The sequence below is a fragment of the Paenibacillus sp. J22P59 genome, from assembly GCF_059383895.1.
Genome location: NZ_JBXENX010000006.1, coordinates 72397 through 91662 on the forward strand (window position 1 = coordinate 72397; position 19266 = coordinate 91662).

The 19266-nt window shown below is 46.1% G+C and carries 17 protein-coding genes and 1 riboswitch; of the genes, 10 read left to right on the forward strand and 7 right to left on the reverse strand.

The genetic code is table 11. From position 1 onward, the window contains the following. Nucleotides 1–61 precede the first annotated feature (61 nt). Nucleotides 62–430 carry a hypothetical protein gene (locus AC50YO_RS11820; protein ID WP_494847047.1) on the reverse strand — a complete coding sequence of 123 codons (369 nt, stop codon included), beginning with the start codon at nt 428–430 and terminating at the stop codon, nt 62–64. Nucleotides 431–604: 174 nt separating this feature from the next. Here AC50YO_RS11820 and AC50YO_RS11825 point away from each other — a divergent pair, with 174 nt between their 5' ends. Together AC50YO_RS11825 and AC50YO_RS11830 are read left to right on the forward strand one after the other, a co-directional pair. Continuing rightward, complete coding sequence (locus AC50YO_RS11825) at nt 605–1066, forward strand: cupin domain-containing protein (protein ID WP_494847048.1); 462 nt, start codon at nt 605–607, stop codon at nt 1064–1066. Between the two features lie 47 nt (nt 1067–1113). Continuing rightward, a riboswitch (cyclic di-AMP (ydaO/yuaA leader) is annotated at nt 1114–1262 on the forward strand. Nucleotides 1263–1386: 124 nt separating this feature from the next. Further along, on the forward strand, nt 1387–1962 hold the full coding sequence (locus AC50YO_RS11830; protein ID WP_494847049.1) for a hypothetical protein: 576 nt from the start codon (nt 1387–1389) through the stop codon (nt 1960–1962). Between the two features lie 94 nt (nt 1963–2056). On the opposite strand, the gene AC50YO_RS11835 is transcribed toward AC50YO_RS11830, so the two are convergent. After that, nucleotides 2057–3616, reverse strand: coding sequence for a bifunctional metallophosphatase/5'-nucleotidase (locus tag AC50YO_RS11835; protein ID WP_494847050.1), 1560 nt, complete (start codon nt 3614–3616; stop codon nt 2057–2059). A 177-nt stretch (nt 3617–3793) separates the two neighbouring features. Between AC50YO_RS11835 and AC50YO_RS11840 the strand changes: the two genes are divergently transcribed. Then, nucleotides 3794–4645, forward strand: coding sequence for a hypothetical protein (locus tag AC50YO_RS11840; protein ID WP_494847051.1), 852 nt, complete (start codon nt 3794–3796; stop codon nt 4643–4645). Nucleotides 4646–4775: 130 nt separating this feature from the next. Here AC50YO_RS11840 and AC50YO_RS11845 read toward each other — a convergent pair whose 3' ends face one another. Next, on the reverse strand, nt 4776–5603 hold the full coding sequence (locus tag AC50YO_RS11845) for a purine-nucleoside phosphorylase (protein ID WP_494847052.1): 828 nt from the start codon (nt 5601–5603) through the stop codon (nt 4776–4778). A gap of 184 nt (nt 5604–5787) precedes the next feature. On the opposite strand from AC50YO_RS11845, the gene deoC reads away from it, so the two are divergent. Genes deoC through AC50YO_RS11860 form a run of 3 tightly spaced genes read left to right on the forward strand, consistent with a single transcriptional unit; the run spans nt 5788 to nt 8060 of the window. Next, complete coding sequence (deoC, locus tag AC50YO_RS11850) at nt 5788–6477, forward strand: deoxyribose-phosphate aldolase (protein ID WP_494847053.1); 690 nt, start codon at nt 5788–5790, stop codon at nt 6475–6477. A 48-nt stretch (nt 6478–6525) separates the two neighbouring features. Next, a complete protein-coding gene (locus AC50YO_RS11855; RefSeq protein ID WP_494847054.1) occupies nt 6526–6654 on the forward strand; it encodes a hypothetical protein in 129 nt (42 codons plus the stop codon). Nucleotides 6655–6665: 11 nt separating this feature from the next. Continuing rightward, a complete protein-coding gene (locus AC50YO_RS11860) occupies nt 6666–8060 on the forward strand; it encodes a SulP family inorganic anion transporter (RefSeq protein ID WP_494847055.1) in 1395 nt (464 codons plus the stop codon). Nucleotides 8061–8162: 102 nt separating this feature from the next. Here AC50YO_RS11860 and AC50YO_RS11865 read toward each other — a convergent pair whose 3' ends face one another. Further along, nucleotides 8163–9029 (reverse strand): aldose epimerase family protein, encoded by an 867-nt coding sequence (locus tag AC50YO_RS11865; RefSeq protein WP_494847056.1) that lies wholly within the window; start codon nt 9027–9029, stop codon nt 8163–8165. A 127-nt stretch (nt 9030–9156) separates the two neighbouring features. Further along, nucleotides 9157–10263 (reverse strand): foldase protein PrsA, encoded by a 1107-nt coding sequence (locus tag AC50YO_RS11870; protein WP_494847057.1) that lies wholly within the window; start codon nt 10261–10263, stop codon nt 9157–9159. A 301-nt stretch (nt 10264–10564) separates the two neighbouring features. On the opposite strand from AC50YO_RS11870, the gene mgrA reads away from it, so the two are divergent. The 4 genes from mgrA to AC50YO_RS11890 all read left to right on the forward strand — a co-directional run bounded on the left by mgrA (nt 10565) and on the right by AC50YO_RS11890 (nt 17996). Then, nucleotides 10565–11557: an L-glyceraldehyde 3-phosphate reductase gene (gene mgrA / locus AC50YO_RS11875; protein WP_494847058.1), complete on the forward strand. Its 993-nt coding sequence runs from the start codon at nt 10565–10567 to the stop codon at nt 11555–11557. 262 nt (nt 11558–11819) lie between these two features. Further along, the gene (locus tag AC50YO_RS11880; protein WP_494847059.1) at nt 11820–15668 is read left to right on the forward strand and encodes a response regulator; all 3849 of its coding nucleotides are present in this window, start codon (nt 11820–11822) and stop codon (nt 15666–15668) included. Between the two features lie 110 nt (nt 15669–15778). Next, the gene (locus AC50YO_RS11885) at nt 15779–16504 is read left to right on the forward strand and encodes a response regulator transcription factor (RefSeq protein WP_494847060.1); all 726 of its coding nucleotides are present in this window, start codon (nt 15779–15781) and stop codon (nt 16502–16504) included. 199 nt (nt 16505–16703) lie between these two features. Continuing rightward, nucleotides 16704–17996, forward strand: coding sequence for a putative bifunctional diguanylate cyclase/phosphodiesterase (locus AC50YO_RS11890; RefSeq protein WP_494847061.1), 1293 nt, complete (start codon nt 16704–16706; stop codon nt 17994–17996). Between the two features lie 159 nt (nt 17997–18155). Here the strand turns inward: AC50YO_RS11890 and AC50YO_RS11895 are convergent, their stop codons facing one another. Both AC50YO_RS11895 and AC50YO_RS11900 read right to left on the reverse strand, forming a co-directional pair. Next, nucleotides 18156–18374: a hypothetical protein gene (locus AC50YO_RS11895; RefSeq protein ID WP_494847062.1), complete on the reverse strand. Its 219-nt coding sequence runs from the start codon at nt 18372–18374 to the stop codon at nt 18156–18158. A 164-nt stretch (nt 18375–18538) separates the two neighbouring features. Next, a complete protein-coding gene (locus AC50YO_RS11900) occupies nt 18539–19174 on the reverse strand; it encodes a TraX family protein (RefSeq protein WP_494847063.1) in 636 nt (211 codons plus the stop codon). Nucleotides 19175–19266: the final 92 nt, after the last annotated feature.

The window sequence follows — 19266 nt, forward strand, 5'->3', positions numbered from 1 at the left end:
TCCTGTTCATGCAATTGTTGTGTTTATGGGTAGGTGTAGTGGGAGTTATGAATAGAACGAATTAGGCATGAATGTAATTGGACGTGAATTTAACGGGCATAAGAAATAAATCCTTGATTTTTTGCGGGATAAAGGCTCTGATAATGGATAAAGGCACAGTACGAATGAGGCTTGCAGCAAGCGTTGTAACAACGATTGACTCGAGGAGCTTATCTGTAAAGGTCATTATTTTGACTACCATATGGTGTCTGCTCTTCACGTGTACATGGCTTTCTGTCATCCCAGCAATGACTGTCGCCTCATTATGCAGCTCTTGCGGACCTTCTGCTTTGTAGGAGAACAATGCGGCGGATAGGAGCAAAGCGCTGATAATGAATAATTTGAATAATCGAACCTGCGCCGCTGATATTTGCCGTAATGTTCTTGTCATAGTATCACCTCCATTCTTTTATTATATGTTTAATTATAAAGGATTATGGGACAGATGTCATAAAAGCGAGCGAATTGGAAGGAAAAGAATGTTCCATTAGGACCATATTGACGCTGAGGGAAGCCTAGGTTTAGAATGATGAGATGATTGACATAGAGAGAGGAGCAACCCTACTTGAGTACGAGCGTACAGCAATTATCTCCATTGGTAAAAGCACTTGATTTGAAGCCGCATGTGGAGGGCGGTTGGTACAAAGAGCTTTGGAAGGCATCCTTTGTTATTCCCCAAGAGGTGTTAGGAGCCCCTTATTCGGGTCCGCGTTTTGCGGCGAGCTCGATTTATTTTCTTCTTCATCCTGATGAGTTCTCGGATTGGCATACCGTTTATTCGGACGAGCTGTGGATGTGGCATTCTGGAAGTCCGCTGATGCTTACACTTGGAGGAACCAAGGAGCAGCCATCTGTGAGACAAGAAATTATTATTGGCGGAGATGTAGAGAATGGCCAGCAGCCGCAAGCATTAGTGCCTGCGACAGAATGGCAAATGGCACGTCCGCTTGGCGATGAGCCCGTTCTGGTGTCTTGTGTGGTAGCCCCAGGCTTCCACTATGATGATTTCAAGCTAATTGGACAATAGTCCTATTTTGTCGGAATTATTTGACAAATTAATAACTTTACCAGTAAACTAATATTACGCTTAGTTTCCGATTTATTCGGAAAGCGGGGGAACCAACGTTTGTGGGGCGAATGGATCTATGTGATTCTGCATGATCTTAGGGTACCATCTTACCCGAGTCCGTCAGCTAACCTCGTCGGCAGTGGATGGGTCATTGGTTTATCTTCATTCATGTATGATGACCCTTACCGAGTTACTCGTAAGGGTCTTTTTGTGTTTTTTTCGGCCCCCTCCCACTGGCGAAGCGTGCACTGCAAATTCTTATTAAAGGAGGAGCTTGGATGCCGCAGCCACATGAAAGAATCAGCTCGTATGATGAAACCGAGCATTTGCTTGAGCTTATCCACCACGCAAATTCCACGACAGCAAGCCGCAATTGTGTTACCACCCATATTAATCACCCCGAAGAAATGACAGAGGAAGCGAGAAGAGGCTTCAAGGAGCTGCATCAAGCAGGAGCCATTCTGGTAAATCAGACCTCGCTGAGAAAAGGAATTAATGATGATCCCGTTCTGCTGGCGGAGCTGCTTGACCAATTATTATGGGCAGGTGTAGCCTCCTATTTCTTCTACTTAGACCGACCAATTACGGGCGATCGCGATAGTGTAGTTCCACTCAAGGAGGCCTATACCCTTGTCGAAGAAGCAAAAGCAAAAACTGTGGGACTTGGCCGGAGAGTAAAGCTGTCGATGAGCCATACCTCTGGTAAGATCGAGATATTAGCGATTGATAACGGCAAGGCATATTTGAGGCACTACCCAGCTGCCGATGGCCGAGAAGGTGTATTTATGATGCTCGATTGCCCAGATGATGCCGCTTGGTTCGATGATTTGCCCGGCAGTGAGGATTATGGTTGAAGGAATCATGCCTTTATACGTTATAGAAAAAGAGGCAGCTAACGACCTGACGGAGGTTAACTGCCTCTTTTGAGTAAGCCTATCGTGCCGATGGCTATAGCTTGATTTCCTGTGCTATCGTAATTCTTCCTTCGATCTGAGAATTGATTAGTTTTTTCTTTTCCAAATAAGTAGTCAGCACTTCATCTAGCGTTCCATATCTTCCTGCTTGAGGGAGACTACTGAACATGGTGTACAAATCTCCTCCAGCTGCGAGAAAATCGTTCGTTGCAAGCTCATATTTTCCATTCAATTGCAGAGGCTTTCCATTGATTTCAACAGAGTGAATGCGTTCACCCTTGCGCTTGGTCTGGTCGATCTTGAAGGTCATGCCTGATACATGCGGAAAAGCGCTGTTCTCCTTCGGATAGTCGGATACGCCATTTTCTAATGCAGCTTTTAATATTGCCCCAGTTACTTGCAAGACTACGATGTGATTGCCGAATGGCAGGACATTAAGGACATCGCCTTTTGTAATGCTGCCTTTATTAATAGATGTACGAATCCCTCCGCCATTCATTAGTGCGATATCGGCCTCTGTGCTGTCACGCATCGAGTCTGCCAGCAAATTGCCTAGATTCGTTTCGCCCGTACGTACTCGCTCCCGATCTCCATCCAGCCTAACTTCTGTTGAACTAAGTTTTTGGGCAAGAATCGTTTCTTGCTTACTTAGGATAGAAGTGACGAGAGCGGTCATTTCTGTACTCGCGGGAATGCTGGCGGCTGTTGCCTGATCAACGAGTCGGGCTGTTTTTTTTACGACCTTGCTCTTATCCAGCCAAAGATCGATTACTCCCACGAATTTCGTGTATTCACCCGCGCTGGCAATCAGTGTACCATTCCCCGCAGCAAGTCCGCTCTTCAATACGCTATGACTATGCCCATCAATGAATACATCAATCCCCGGTACCTTATCAGCAATAGCTCTGCTTGTGACCGAGCTCGATTCATCCAATCCAATATGGCCTAAGGCTACAATGACATCGACTTTTTTATTCAGTTCTTTCACTATCTTCTGGGCTTCCGCGATAGGATCAGAGAAGGCGAGACCCTTCAGATTGCTCGGATGAGTCTTATAAGCGGTATCAGGGGTTGTGAGGCCGAAAATCCCGATCTTTACGCCATCCACCTCTTTGATGATATAAGGTGTAAAAAGGCGCAAGCCGTTTTTTTCAACTTTGATGTTGGCGTTAATAAGAGGATAGTCCATGAGAAGTTCCAGCTCAAGGAGACGTTCGTAGCCATAATTGAATTCATGATTGCCGGGCACGACTGCATCATAGCCCATCTGGTTCATAGCCTGTACGACGCTCTCCCCGGTAACCAGATTGGCGAATGTCGTGCCGTGTACTGCATCACCGCTATCAAGCACGAGCGTATGAGGATTCGCTTGCCTCAAGCTGTCAATGATTCCGGCAAGCTTCGCGAAGCCAAGCTCACCATCAGACCCTTCCAAGGCACGGGCATGCATGTCATTCGTATGCACAAGTGAAATCTGTTTGAGGGAAGGAGCAGGCGCTGAAGTGGAATGAGATATTCCGGCTCCGGCTATCGACCCTAGAATTAATAACAAAGCCAGCCAAGCGGAAGTAAGCCATTTGGTTTTTGTGGACATGACTGTGTATCCCCTCCATGCTTGTATTTTGTTATAAGAACGTATTCAACATTCTTCCCATTTAATCCTTTCTACTTATATTTTTGTATCAGTGAGAAAAACATGCGTTACATCCAGAGATTAGGGAATTGTGGTATGCTAATATGAAACTAATACTTAAGTAGAGGGTGTCTAGAAGTGAAAGTGAAGAAAGTACTATTGGTAATTGCTATTGCATCAACAATTATCGCGGGTTGCAGCTCTAAGAAGACAGAGGAACAAGCACCACCAGCAGCAGTAGAGCAAAGCGTGATGGAAGAGGAAGTTGTTGAAGTCGTCCAAGAAATTCCGGAGCCTTACCTTAAAGCAATTGAAAAGATTAATAGCGGTGATATAAGTACAGCTTTAACTTATTTAGATTTGACTATTAAAGATTTTCCAGATACGGAGTATGTGTTGAACTCATATATTTTGAAAGGTTATATACTATCTTCACAGTTCACAGGGGAGGTGAAAATGTTTCTTTCTTATTCTGGCGGTTCTACGAAATATCAAAAAGGGATATTTGTTACTAAAGAGGGAAGCAAAGAATTGCTAAGAGTCCTAGATGAGAGTATAGCTAAACAAGAACTCTTATCAAAAGAACTGGATGTGAGTATGAGGTATGTCGTTGAAAATTATGATAGTACGAATGAACTCATTTTAACGGAAATGGCCATATCCTATCCTAAGCCACCTGATGGAAGTTTGAGTGATTATTCGGAAAATTTCAAAATAGTAGGCTATCCTATTCCAAGTGAAGAGGATGTTAGAATTGTTAGGGATTCATATGAGAAGCTTTATTTGTATTATCAGTCTGAGATGTTTGATAAAAATAAGGTTAAATTTGTTGATTTGTTCTACTACTCAGCACAAGCGCTGAAAGTTGGAGGAAAATCGGATATAAGTAAAACCTTGCTCTTGGAAGTAATGAAATTGACCGAAACGGACAAGTATAATGAAATGAGATTAGAGGCAGAAAAAAAATTAGCTTCTATGGATAGTGAATAATTTATATTGTAAAGATGAAATAAAAAGAATGGAAATGGCTTAGGCTTCTCGATGATACAGGCGATACTCCCTTAGAGGGAATATCGCCTGTATCGGTTTATTGATCATTTTGTAAAGAATCCGATCTAGCTTAGACAACCATGCCATGGACAGTCGCTTTCACCAATGCAATGAACTTCGGCCGGGCTTGCTCTGCTACACGAACCACCTGTTCATGAGTGAGAGGTTCAAGCTCGTCGCCAATCGCCATATCGGTGATGCAGGTAATGCCGACGGCTTTCATTCCGCAATAGTTAGCGGCAATCACTTCGGGAGCAGTAGACATTCCTACTGCATCCGCGCCCCATGAAGCGAGCATGGTAAGCTCAGCTGGCGTACAATAGGTTGGTCCTGAGATGCTCACATACACGCCCTGTTGCAGCTTGATTTGAAGGACATCCGCTTGGTCAGCGACCAGTTGGCGCAGCTCTTTATTGTACGCCTCTGACATATCCGGGAACCGCGGTCCAAGCTCGCCGATATTCGTACCGATTAGCGGATTGCTTCCGGTGTAATTGATATGATCGGTGATGAGCATGAGATCGCCCGCTGAGAAGGAACGGTTCATGCCGCCTGCTGCATTCGTGACGAGCAGCTTCTCGATGCCAAGACGCTTCATGACATAGACAGGGAATACAACTTCCTTCATAGAGTAGCCTTCGTAATAATGGAAGCGGCCTTTCATGACGAGAACGATTTTATTCTCCAGCTTGCCGATAACGAGTTCGCCAGAATGCCCTTCAACAGTAGATACGGGAAAATGAGGAATATCTTCATAAGGGATGATGACAGGGTCTGTTACCTCATCGGCCATCACTCCTAGCCCAGAGCCGAGAATAAGTCCAATTTGCGGAGTAACAGCTGCTCGTTCTTGAATATATGCAGCTGCTTCATTAATCTTCATCAACAGGTTTTCCATCGTAAGTGAACCTCCCTATTATGTGTTTTGTACTCAGCGTTTATCTCATAATCATAGCGAAGAGGGCTTGTATTGTAAAATATGGATGGTCCTTATTATTTTGCGGTAAATGGGCGATGCTGCAAAGTTGTTGTTCTCATAGGTAAGCCTTATAATAAGTGCATAAGGAACTGGAGGAATGACGATGACTAACTCAGCACCATTATCGGCAGCCCAGATGGCAGCTGCAATTGATCATACAGCATTGAAGGCGGACAGCACTCGTGAGGATATTAAGAGGCTGTGTGCAGAGGCGAAGCAGTATCGGTTCGCTACGGTATGCGTGAATCCCGGATGGGTGAGCCTTGCTGCGGAGGAGCTGAAAGGCACCGAGGTAGGCATTACAACTGTGGCAGGATTTCCTCTCGGAGCTACAACCAGCCTTATCAAAGCGGCTGAAGCTCGTGATGCCATTGCAAACGGAGCGACGGAAGTGGATATGGTTCTTAACATTGGATGGCTTAAGTCGGGCGATATAGCTGGCGTGAAGAGCGATGTTGAAGGAGTCGTTGCGGAGTGCAACGGACGCGCAGTTGTAAAGGTGATTCTCGAGACAGGTCTGCTTACGGACGAGGAGAAGGTTCTGGCTTGCCAGATTTGTCTGGAAGCAGGAGCTGATTTCGTGAAGACCTCAACTGGGTTTGGTACTGGAGGCGCAACGGTAGAGGATATTGCTCTCATGCGTCGAACAGTAGGTCCAAGCATGGGGGTAAAAGCATCCGGCGGTGTGCGTGACTGGGAGACGGCGGAGCGCATGATTGCTGCAGGCGCAACCCGTATTGGTGCCAGCGCAAGCATTGCCATTGTAACGGGAGGCAAGGGCGAGGGCTATTAATAGCCCGCATGCCGATTATTACAATTGACCCTCTTCGCCATTCCGAGTATGATAAATCAATTAGATGGAATGAAAGCTGGCTCAATCGAGCGGGCTTTTTTCTTATGGAGTGGATTCGCCGGATCAGTAAGGCTGATCGGTCGTTTATCTATAGAGCAAGACCATATTCAAGCTTAGAGAGGTGAACCATGTTATTGAAGGCTTCATGGAGAGAGCAGTGGGGGACGAATGTAAAAGCTAACGTGCTCGCAGGTATGACAGCGACGCTGGCTTTAATCCCGGATTCGCTTGCTTTCTCATTCATGGCGGGCGTTCCGCCAGTGGTAGGGATTTATGCTTCGATTTGTATTCTTCTTGTAACGACATTCCTCGGCGGGAGGCCCGGGATGATGTCGGCAGCAGCTGGATCAATGGCTGTATTGATGCTGACACTCGTCAATGAGCACGGGATTCAATATTTATTCGCAGCAACTGTGTTGACTGGTATTTTGCAATATCTCATGGGTGTATTCAAATTAGGCAAGCTCATGCGATTCGTTCCGCAGGGTGTACTGACCGGATTTATTAATGCACTGGCTATTCTCATTTTTCTCTCGCAGCTGAGGTATTTCAAGGGTGAATCGTGGATGATGTATGTGCTGGTAGGAATTACGCTTCTGATTATTTATTTTCTGCCCCGCTACTTCAAGGCAATTCCATCACCGCTCGTTGCTGTTGTCTTCTTAACGTTTGTAGTCTGGGTGTCTGGCATGGGCGGTGTGACTCAGATTGGCGAGATTAATGCTTCGTTGCCGTCCTTCCTGCTGCCGGATATTCCGTTCAGCTGGGAGACGCTTGCCATTATTTTTCCTTATGCCTTGTCACTGGCGATTGTTGGTTATACGGAGACGATGCTTACCCATAATTTGCTGGATGAGATGACCGGGGAGAGAACAGACAAGAATCGGGAGATGCGGGGTCAAGGTGTAGCCAATGTCGTTGCTGGTTTTTTTGGCGGTATGGCAGGCTGCGCTCTCGTCGCGGAATCCGTGCTTAATGTCAAGATGGGCGGAATAAATAGACTATCTACTTTCGTGGCCGCTCTCTTCCTGCTTTTGTTAACGGTGCTGCTTGGCGATGTTTTGGCGTTAGTCCCTATGGCTGCATTAGTGGGAATTATGATGATGGTCTGCATCGCGATCTTTGACTGGAAATCAGTCTTTCTCATGCACCGAGTACCTGTGGGCGAGACCGTCATCATGATCGTAACGGTAGGCACTGTATTATGGACACATGACCTAGCTATTGGTGTCCTTGTGGGCGTACTGATCAGTATCATAGGATTTGCTGTTAAGGCTTCCAAGGTTCGCATTGACAGTGAATGGCACGGGACCACAAGAACCTATCGTGTTCAGGGGCCGTTATTTTTCGCCTCAGCTTCTGCATTCGAGGAGTATATTGAGCTTGATTGCAAAGCGGAGGAGATTCATATTGACCTCACGCAATCCAAGGTATGGGATCATACGGCTCAGCTTGCTGTTGATAAGACAGTAGGTCGGTTGAAGATGAAGGATAAGCGAGTAACTATCAAGCACGTCCAATAGATCTATGAAGTATGAAAAATAGATGCAAAAGAAGCCTCCATCACCACAATAAGTGGACTGGAGGCTTCTTTGCATCGCTTATTAGAATAATACGCTGGCGAATTATCTCTCGCAGCTAATGATGAGATTGGTATCTAGTGCGGCACCGGCTTCTAGGATGACAAGCTCCTCTTGGCGGTTCAATTCGCCAGCCATAGCCATCCATGGCTCCACGCATACGAATGGACGGTTCTCTACAGACCAGAGCACTACATATTTGAAGTTATCGTCATAGGAGAGGCGAACACGCGCTCCTTCAATAACAGGGAAGGCAATATCATTCTTAATTGGATCAAGCAGTGTAACGGACTCTACCATGCCGGACAGATCGAATTGACCTGGGAAAGGCTTCTCGACCATATCATTATAGTCTAGATAACGGGTAGCATCTGTTCTGTAGTCCAGGTTTTTGGTGTCAGTTAAGAAATACGGATGGAAGCCAGCATAGAACGGCATCGGTTCTTGTGATAAATTCCGGTATTGCTGACGAGTATGGAGTTCTCCATCCTTCAGTGCGTAGGTAAAGAGAAGCTCGAAGTCGAAAGGATAAACCGCTCTTGTCTCTTCGCTGCTGCGAAGGGACAGGGTGATAGAAGCCTCTCCGTCTGTATCGGTAGAGACTACCGTCCATACGGAAGTACGAGCGAAGCCATGCTGTGCCATCTGGTAGCTTGCGCCCTTCCATTCATAGGTACGGTTCTCCAGCTGCCCGCAGATGGGGAACAGAATTGGATTGCCCCCCCGAATATTTGATTCTGGGTTCTCAAAGGTCGATTGATCCAAATAAAAAAGCTCAAGTCCATGGAGCTGGCAGCCGATTACGATGCCGCCTCTCTCTGGGCATACACGTATACGAGAAGCTGTATTAGCTTCTGTTAATTCATAGATGGTGTAAGTATCGTTGTAAGACTGAACTTTATAATTACTCACAATAATTCCCTCCATTTGGTTGCTTCTCTGTTCTAAATCCTATCATAATGGACAGGAAGCCATACAACAAGAGAAGAGAGTCAATTCCTAATCAGGAATTGACTCTCTTCTAATGGTAATGGGCAACCTATTGAGCTGCTTCTGTTTCTGCTGCTGGCGATTCGCTTGCTTCAGGTTTCTCTTCCAGCGTGTTCGTAATTTTTGCGCTTGCGCGAACTTCTTCCAGCCAAGTTGTGGACATCTCAGATACTTGTTGGTTTACAAGCTGCAGGCGAATATCTTCTTTCTTCTCTTCGAAGGTTGGGTTAGTTGCTGCTTTTTCGCCTGTTTTCTTAATAATATGGAAGCCATGGGTAGATTCGACGATATCGCTTATTTCATCCACTTTAAGGGCGAAGGCTGCGTTCTCGAATTCAGCGACCATCTTGCCTTTAGGAAAGAATCCAAGGTCTCCGCCATTAACGGCAGAGCTGGTATCTGTCGACTTTTCAGTCGCCAGCTTAGCAAAGTCGGCTCCGTCTTTCAGTTGTTTCAGAATATCCTCGGCTTCTTGCTTTGTTCCAACGAGAATATGTGACGCCTGAATTTGCTCAGGTGTTGCGAACTGATCTTTATTCTGGTCATAGAATTCTTTAATTTGCTCATCTGTAACGGTAATCTTAGGCTCTAGAATTTTGCGAATTTGTACTTGAGTATTGATATTCTTAGTCAAGGTATCAATGGTCATGCCAGATTGAGCAAGTGCTTGGTCCAAGCCCGCTTGGGAACCAAATTGCTCGATTAGGGAATCAAGCTCTTTTTGAACGTCTTCATCGGTAACCGTAACCTTTGTTTTCTCTGCTTCTTGCTTGATTAATTCATAAGTGATCATGCTGTCGAGAGTAACGGATCCGCCTTGCTTCACGAGCTCTTCATACAGCTTGTCCTTGGTAATCTTTACATTGTTAACGGCTGCGACAGCATCATTGCCGCCGCCTCCGAATGGAGGCTTAATCAGTGTAACAACCAATACGATAGCTAGAACAGCAGAGATCGCGATCCATGCTTTGCTTCCGCCGTTACCTGCAGCAGGAGTCCCAGGTGCTTGCTGAACAGGAGCTTCAAGCTCGCTAGCTTCCATATCACCTACAGCCCGTACTTCCGTATTTTGCTCGTTCTCGGTTGTCAGCTGCTCTTCACTCGCAGCATTCGCCAGCTCTTCGTCTCTTTTGTGCTGCGATTCTTTGTTATCCATTCTAAATAAAACTCCCTTCAATAAAAACACACTTTTTTACAATCTCCACCTACTATAACAAAACATTTGACAAAAAACCTTAATCCAAAATAAAAAAGTACTGAAACCTTTTATTTTCCTATAATTGTATAGACCAGGGCTGAACGGATGGGGTCCGCAGCCTGAATTTTTCCAAGAGACAAGCCGTTCTAGCTGGCAATTGGCTTCGCGGAATCGAACCGCTCCTCCAACTGGTTTAAGTTCTTGAATGGGAGGTGTACAATAGAATACGTATTCATCTACCACAGAGAGGGTGTTACATATGGCTTATTTGCCCCAGAGTTCCCGTTACGAGGGAATGCAGTATAATCGTCTAGGCCGCAGTGGCTTAAAGCTGCCAGCGGTATCTCTTGGCATGTGGCATAATTTCGGCGGCGGCGACCGTCTGGAGAACGGTCGTGCGATGGTGCGCCGTGCATTCGACCTAGGAATTACACATTTTGATTTGGCTAATAATTACGGGCCGCCGCCAGGCTCCGCGGAGGAAATGTTCGGTCAATTGTTGAAGCAGGATTTGTCCGCTTATCGGGATGAACTCGTGATTTCAACGAAAGCCGGCTATCATATGTGGGAAGGTCCTTATGGAGAGTGGGGCTCCCGCAAATATTTGATCTCAAGCCTTGATCAAAGCTTAAAGCGCATGGGACTTGCGTATGTCGATATATTCTACCATCATCGTCCAGATCCGGATACGCCGATGGAAGAGACGATGGCTGCCCTTGATCATGTTGTGCGCCAAGGAAAAGCGTTATACATCGGCTTGTCGAACTATTCGGCAGAGCAGACAGCAGAGGCTGCAGCGATCTTGAAGCAGCTTGGAACGCCTTGCCTAATTCACCAGCCTTCGTATTCTATGTTCAATCGGTGGATTGAAGATGGACTTCAGGATGTATTGGATAAAGAAGGAATCGGCTCCATTGTCTTTTCCCCTCTTGCTGGCGGACTGCTCACTAATCGTTACTTGAATGGTGTGCCTTCTGATTCCCGTGCAGGTGGACCGAGTATCTTCTTGCAATCCGACCACATTACGGAAGAACGCCTGCATAAGGTTAGACAGCTCAATGAGCTCGCTCAGGAAAGAGGCCAGACGCTTGCTCAGATGGCACTCGCTTGGGTGCTGCGCGGCGGTCGTGTCACCTCGGCGCTGATCGGGGCCAGCAGAGTGGAGCAGATTGATGATAATGTTGCTGTACTTGCGAATCTGAAATTTAGCGAGCAGGAGCTTGCTCATATTGAAGCCATTCTCGCGGATTAATTAAGCTGCTTTCCCTAAGTGCTGTTTTTTTTAGAAATTTAAAATGTGCGCTTAGAGTAATAGTTGCCGGAAGAACCTTTGCCCCGCTTTCAGTTGGGGTGAAGGTTCTTTTTTATTCCTATAAGTGAGTCCCTCTTCGAGAGGATATAGGGTGTAATCGCTATCCTTTCCATAAGAATCTATTAATGTCATTAAATTATCGCCAGAAAACCATTCCAGCGTTATAATACATCTAAGAGATAGACAGGAAGGGGTCCTCTGCTTGAATAAATCGTCATTAAGGACCAAAGGCTTGCTCATTATTCTCCTTATTTCCTTCATACCGCTCTTTCTTGCGGGGATAAGCAATTATATGGTGATCAAGGGCGAAATGATAGATGCTGCAACTGAGAGGACAGCCAGCAGGCTGGAGACCAGTGCGAACCGATTGGCTTCTTGGCTGGCTATTCGCCAGGCTGAGGTTCTAGTTATGAGCCGCACCGATGTTCTAAGATTCGGAAGTGACCGAGAGCGTCTCTACTATTTGAATAGGGAGCTTGCACGCTCAGAATTAACTTATAACGCGATTGGCTTCATACAGAAGGACGGAAAAGCTTTGCGAACAGATGGGGCAGCCGTCGATATGAGCAGGGAGCCATTTTTTCAGAAAGCGCTTCAAGGCCAGTATGTGATTTCGGATTTCTATTATCCGATTTTTTCAGAGGGCAAGCAGTCCTTTATCGCTGTACCCGTACATAATAATCAGAATGAAACCATCGGTGTCGTCTATGCCGCGATGACGATTGATTCTATTAAGCCCTTCCTTCAAGTAAGGAATGAGCAAGATACCATTATTCGACTCTATAACGATGCAGGGGCTACGCTGTATTCCTCAAATTCTGTAGTGCTGCCGGGAGCGCCTATCGTATTCCAAGAGTCAGTGAAGCTGGAGAAGATTAATGATGAGCTGCTAGGTCAATCCGGAGTAGCTCACGTTATGAAGGATAATAAGGAACACACCATTTTTTATAAGACAATTGATGATACCACCATGTGGCATATGGCTTTAGAAATTCCAAGCTCGGAGCTGGAGAAGGGGCTTGATGTCGTTTTTTGGCGCATATTTATTACGATTGGCCTCTCAGAATTAATTATAGTTATTTTGTTTTTTATGTATTTTGCCAAAATCATTAAACGACTGGAAGGAATATTGTCCGTTACCAAAAAAGCAGCCGATGGCCAGTTTGAAGTAGAGCATTTGCCCCAAATACCAGAGGATGAGGTCGGCAAGCTTGCCACCTCCGTTAATGGGATGATGGAGCATTTGAAGGAAATGTTCGGCAGGCTGGAGGCGATTATTAATCAGAACCAATATGCTTTTATCGTATTGGATGAAGAATATCGGCTAGCCTACATGAATAAAGCCGCTGAGCAGTTGATCGGTTATACGAACGATGAGCTGGTAGGCCGAGCGACGCCCCTACTATTCATGGATGCTGAGGAGCTTCGGGAGGAGGCAGCGAGGTTATCGAATCTGCTGGGGAGAGTTGTTACACCAGGGCTGGATGTATTCAAGGCTCTCCGTGAGGAGCAATTCTCCTATGAGCGGGAGTGGACATTCATTGGCAAGAATGGCAAAAGAATTCCTGTTCGGCATAGCTCCAATGGCCTCAGAGACCATACTGGCAAATTCACAGGTGTCGTTGGTATGGCCTATGACATTACGGAACGCATTCAAGTGGAGAAATCTCGCGACCGATTGCTCGATGTTGTCGAGTCAGCGAAGGATCTCATCGTATCAGTTGATCAAAAAGGGCGCGTAATCTATATAAACAAAGCGGGCAAAGAATTGCTCGGCATTGCCCCTGAGGAAGCATTAGGAGATCTGATAGGAAGGCACATCGATTCAGATATGCTCGGGGTGCTTAGGAATGGCTTGAGAGTGGCTGAACAGCTGGGATTCTGGGAAAGTGAAGTTTATTTGATGACTAGCTCGGGTGAGAAAATCCATGTATCCATGGTTATGGTTGCCCATCACGAGCCTCGAACCGGTGTCCTCTTCTATTCATGTATTGCAAGGGATATTACGGAGAAGAAGGAATTTCAAGAGGTTCTTATGCAGGCAACGCAGGAAGCCGAGGAGGCCAATGCATCCAAGAGCAGGTTCCTTGCCCTTATCAGCCATGAAATTCGTACGCCGCTTAACGGAATAATCGGGCTGTCCCAATTATTGCGAAGAACGGGTCTATCGGCGTCGCAAAAGGACTACATCGACAAAATAAATACTTCTTCTGAAACGCTGTTAAGGATTATTAATGATATTCTCGACTTCTCTAAGATTGAAGCAGGCAAAGTGGAAGTGGAGCGAATTGCATTCAAGCCAGAAGAGCTGCTTAATCGGTTGTCTGATCAGCTTAGTGTTTTTATGGGAGGAAAAGAAAGATTCGAGTTCATGATTGATACTCCAGCTCAATTGCCAAGCAGGCTGCTCGGCGATGCGCTTCGTCTGGAGCAGATCCTGCTCAATCTGTGTATCAATGCGATTAAATTCACCAACTTCGGAAGGGTAACGCTGCGGCTAGAGATAGTTGAACAGGAAAAAGACCGTATCAAGCTGCAATTCGTAGTGGAGGATACCGGAATTGGAATGTCCAAGGAACAATTAAGCAAGCTATTTGTTCCCTTCACGCAAGCAGATGGATCGACAACAAGGAAGTATGGAGGTACGGGCCTCGGGCTTGTCATCTCCAGTGGGCTGGTAGAGATGATAGGCGGCAAGCTTCTCGTATCCAGCGAGCCAGCTCAAGGAAGCCGCTTCAGCTTCACTGTTGCGTTCCCGATTATTACGAATACCACTCCAGATGCCTTAGTTGTTAATAATGAGCTGGAGGAGCAAGCCGTATGGATCGTCGAGGATAACGATGCGATGCGCAGCCACTGGTGCGAGCTTGCTGAAGCCTTCCGGCTGACCCCAGTGCCATTCTCTTCATGGAGGTCAGCAAAGGAGCGACTGCAGAGGATCGGTGAAGGAGCTATGCCGAAGCTGATTCTATTAGATATGGAGATGCCGGATATGTACGGGGCTGAAACATGGCTTGCCTTGCACAAGCTGGCGGCAGCTCGTGGGATAAAGACGGCGGCGCTCACGACATCCTTCGGCAGGGATGAAATGCTGCAGATGCCTGAGCTGCAAAGGCCATCCACGCTGTTGACGAAGCCAGTGACCCGTTCGTCCTTGTTCCGTGCGCTGAGCGGGATGTTCGATAGCACGCCTGAAATCATTGCCCCTATCCTTGGACCTATTCCCGTGGCTGCTCAGGAACCTGTGGTTAGTCGTGCACGAATTCTGCTGGCAGAGGATAACAAGATTAATCAGTTGGTCGCAATGGAGATGCTCAGAGAGCAAGGATATCAGGTCGCATTGGCCGAGAATGGGCGAGAGGTGCTGAGCAAGCTGGAGCAGGGGCATTGGGATCTGCTGCTTATGGATATTCATATGCCAGAGATGGATGGTATGGAGGCAACCCGAATTATCCGCAAGAATGCCCGTTACGAGCAGCTGCCCATTATTGCGGTGACGGCGAATACGCTGCGAGCCGATCATGAAACGTATTTTCAGCTTGGCATGAATGATATTATAACGAAGCCGATTGATGCGAAGCAATTGTATGCGGCTATCAGCTATTGGCTTCAGCAAGCGAAGCAGCACCCTGATCAATCCTCATGGGAGCTGAAGCGCTCAGAGGAATTGGAGGCTGCATCGTATATCCTGCCTGACATTGCGGGAACGGATCTGGCTGAGGCGCTCGTAAGGGTAAACGGAAAGTATCCCATTCTCATGCACATGCTCGATCAATTTGAGCATGATTACGAGTATTTTGCCGAGAAGCTTAGTGTTCAATTGAATAGCGGGCAGATGGATACAGCCAAGCGAATGCTGCATACGCTGCGTGGAGCAGCGGGATATCTATCCGCGCATCAACTGGTCCAGACAGCGACAGAATTAGATGCGAGCCTGAAGGCTAATGAGAGTAAAAAGGCATGGATGCCTCTCGTAGATCTTTTGTCCAAGCAGCTGGCAGCTATTATTCTAGCCTTGAAAAGTAGGATAAGAGAAGCAGGTCGACAATAACTCCTAACAATTTGCTAACAAATTATTGTCGACCCTAACAAGTATATTGTATAGTGAATATATTGACGAATTTCGACAGCAATCTTCGATCCCAGTAAGGGGTGAACCCAGTGTATAAAGTTCTAATTATTGAGGATGACATCATGATGAGTAATATGCTTTCAATGTACTTGTCAGAGGAAGGTTATTCTGTAAGGCAAGCGGGACTGGGAGATGATGGCCTCACGGCGGCTGCGAATATGGAGCCTGATATCGTGCTGCTCGATTTGATGCTGCCAGATATGGACGGCATGGAGGTTTGTGCGCTTCTCCGGGAACGATCAAATGTACCTATTATGATATTATCGATGAAGAATGAAGTCTCTGAACGTGTTCAAGCTCTAAAGGCTGGAGCCGATGATTATATGTGCAAGCCTTTTAGCATGCATGAAATGGCAGCTAGAGTTGAAGCCCTGATCAGGCGCTCACATCTTATGTTTACAGAAACGGGGGGGAATGAAGATACAATTGAGGAGGAAAGCAATCCGATTCAATTAGACTTTGAACGTCGGCTGCTGCTTGTTAGAGGCAAGCTGGTAGAAACGACATTCTCCGAGTATGAAATGATGAAGCTTTTTTTGGCATACCCGGGCAAGGTGTTCAGCCGAGAGGAATTAATCAATGCGATTCGAGGATTCGATTCTTTTGTGACCGATCGGGCTATTGATGTACATATCGTGAATCTCCGTAAAAAAATCGAGCATAATCCGAAGGAACCGCGCCTTATTCGTACCGTATGGGGCTTCGGATATAAATATACGGAGGATAGTCACGATTTGAGCCAGAGCCATGGATAGGCTGTAACGGTAATAGTAAAGCAAACACCTGAGATCTCTCGGGTGTTTTTTTGTTTGGACAGCAACATCAAACTTTCCTAACAATAATATTAAGGCAATCCTAAATTTTTCTAATACTTGTATGGGACTATAGATGGAGTGGATAGGAAGATCGAATAGGAAAAAGGATGGTGGATAACGATTGTGTAGGCTAACTGATTTGCCTAGTAGGCAAGAGGCTTATGCGCAATTGGAATTAAGCTTAAATCGCGCAAGGGCTGCTGGTAATAGGCTTATCGTCGCGTTGATTCATATGGATAGGTTTTATTGCTTGAATGAGACAAAGGGTCCGGAAATTGGCAATCAAATGCTGGAGCAGATTCGCACCAGATTGACAGAGGTCAGCCCAACGATGCTGGTAGCCGGTGTAATTGGGAGCGGCATGCTGCTAGTCGGCAAGGAATGCGGCAGCAATCAATCCGACTGCGCGCTTGCTGTAGAGGAAATGAAGTATGCAGCAGAGTACCCTTATATAGAAGAAGAGAAGGAAATCCAACTGTCGGCAAGTATAGGAGCGAGCATATACCCGCAGGATGGGCGGACGAGTGAGCAGCTGATTAATCGGGCGGAGACTGCTTTGTTTCTCTCCAAGGAAAAGGGGGCCCAGGGTGTCGCCTTCTATTCCTCAGAGGAGAGCGAGCAAATCAATCGTTGGATGGCGGTATCTGCTGCTTTGAGACCAGCCTTATATATGAAGCAATTTCATCTCAGCTATCAGCCGATCTATCGGGCGGACAATGGAAAGCTGCGTGGCTTCGAGGCGTTAATCCGATGGACTCATCCTGAGCTAGGCTCGATAGGGCCTGCCGAATTTATTCCGATTGCGGAACAGAACGGCTTGATCGTACCTATTGGAGAATGGGTGCTGCGTGAAGCCTGTAAGATGCTTGCAGGACTGCATCAATACAATATGCAGAAATTAATCATCTCGGTTAACATTTCTATGTTGCAGCTGCAGGATAACCTGTTTTTGAATATGGTGGATAATATATTAAGCGAGACAGGACTGACGCCGCATAGCCTGGAGATGGAGATTAAAGAGACCACTCTTCTGCATTCATCAGACGTCATAATGACCAGACTGAGTCGTCTACGCGTTCAGGGCATTCGCATTATGCTGGATAATTTCGGAACGGGATACTCTTCTTTAGTAGCCCTGAATCAGCTGCCGATCAATGGGGTAAAAATTAGCAAGTCCTTTATTCGGTGCATTGATACGAATGGTCCAGAAAGGCATATTGTGGAGGCAATGATTGGGCTTGTGCATAAGCTTGGTCTCGTCATTGTAGCCAATGGGGTAGAGTTCAAAGAGCAGTATGAGCTGCTGCAAGAATGGGGTTGTGATTATGTGCAGGGCTTCTTGCTAGGTATGCCTATGCAACCGGATATTCTAGATGTGTCCATTATTCGAGATACGAACTTCATTGATTACGAAGATTGTGTCGAATGCTGAAGTATGGAAAAAGCCATAATAGAGCTGTCTCAATAGGTCTATATAGACCTGAGACAGTTCTTTTTTATTGCTTGATTGCATGAAAAAAAGAGGCTGCGTCGCAAGGAAGCAAATGACTCTGCTTGTTTGCGGCGCAGCCTCTTTGGTTGTGTACTTCGACTAGGATACTTCAAGGTATAGCTTAGTTCCATCATTATATTGAAAAATAGCCACGTCTCTGATGACTTCTACTTTGGAAATACGCTTCCACTTTTTGCGGAAATCGAAATTGAATTCAAGCTCAAGTAATTTATCATGAAGCTGTTCAACAGACGTCGCTTGTTCGTTAGGGTAATAGACAGGCACAGAACGGTTCTTGAAGGTAATGATTTTCATCATACCTTGTCCACCTCCGATCGTTTTTTCCTATTCTACCTTAAACGTTTTAGCCGCTTATGAATCAGCAGTAAGATATTTGTTTAATTTACTAACAGATTCCTTACATTTTCCACAAACAGGTCATATTAATAGAATAAAGTAACCTTTTTGCAAGAGGCTAAAAGCTAACGAATCAGTAAAATATCGACAATGGCGAGCAGCAGAAGATGAACAGGATAGAAGCTTCGCCAGACAATACGGGGAACCTGCAAGCGATCAGCCTTTTGGAAGAAGAGAGGTACATACACGAGCAGCATCGTGGCGAATACGCTGAACAGCTGCAGCGTCCAAGTAGGCTCAAGCAGCAAGAACACGATATTCAGTGCAAGGTGGAGAGCAAGCATCCACTGCACAGAGGAATAACGATAGATCAGCACCAGAAGGGGCAGATAAGCTCCATAGCTGCAAGGAATAACTTCTGCTGCGACAATGATGGATATCGCTAGCAAACCTTGCAGCAGCAAGTTGGTTTTATAGCGGTCCAATAGTGACAATAGAAGCAAGCAAATAAATAACGTGCCGACCGTATTTAATTCGAACGTATGGAAGGCTAACGAATAAGGTATTTGTGAAATGGCAGCAATGCCAAGCATTCTCCATAGGTAACGTTGAACATTATGGGTACGAAGATAACCTGTGGTCAGAGCATATGCATATAAAGGCAATGCGAGCCGACCGATGATCCGCCACGTCATATCCTGCGGGAACCATACTAGGCCAATATGGTCGAGGAGCATAGTGAGCATCGCTATAATCTGCACGGATTCACCTCATCCAGTTGGGATGCGGCTATTATAACACAAGCTTGATAAAGGAAAAAGAAAGGCCGTCTTCCGGAAATATGGGGCAAGAA

Coding starts and splice junctions, on each gene's coding strand:
- AC50YO_RS11820 (WP_494847047.1), bottom strand. CDS start 430: ATGACAAGAACATTACGGCAAATATCAGCGGCGCAGGTTCGATTATTC.
- AC50YO_RS11830 (WP_494847049.1), top strand. CDS start 1,387: ATGCCGCAGCCACATGAAAGAATCAGCTCGTATGATGAAACCGAGCAT.
- AC50YO_RS11835 (WP_494847050.1), bottom strand. CDS start 3,616: ATGTCCACAAAAACCAAATGGCTTACTTCCGCTTGGCTGGCTTTGTTA.
- AC50YO_RS11845 (WP_494847052.1), bottom strand. CDS start 5,603: ATGGAAAACCTGTTGATGAAGATTAATGAAGCAGCTGCATATATTCAA.
- deoC (WP_494847053.1), top strand. CDS start 5,788: ATGACTAACTCAGCACCATTATCGGCAGCCCAGATGGCAGCTGCAATT.
- AC50YO_RS11855 (WP_494847054.1), top strand. CDS start 6,526: ATGATAAATCAATTAGATGGAATGAAAGCTGGCTCAATCGAGCGGGCT.
- AC50YO_RS11860 (WP_494847055.1), top strand. CDS start 6,666: ATGTTATTGAAGGCTTCATGGAGAGAGCAGTGGGGGACGAATGTAAAA.
- AC50YO_RS11870 (WP_494847057.1), bottom strand. CDS start 10,263: ATGGATAACAAAGAATCGCAGCACAAAAGAGACGAAGAGCTGGCGAAT.
- mgrA (WP_494847058.1), top strand. CDS start 10,565: ATGGCTTATTTGCCCCAGAGTTCCCGTTACGAGGGAATGCAGTATAAT.
- AC50YO_RS11895 (WP_494847062.1), bottom strand. CDS start 18,374: ATGATGAAAATCATTACCTTCAAGAACCGTTCTGTGCCTGTCTATTAC.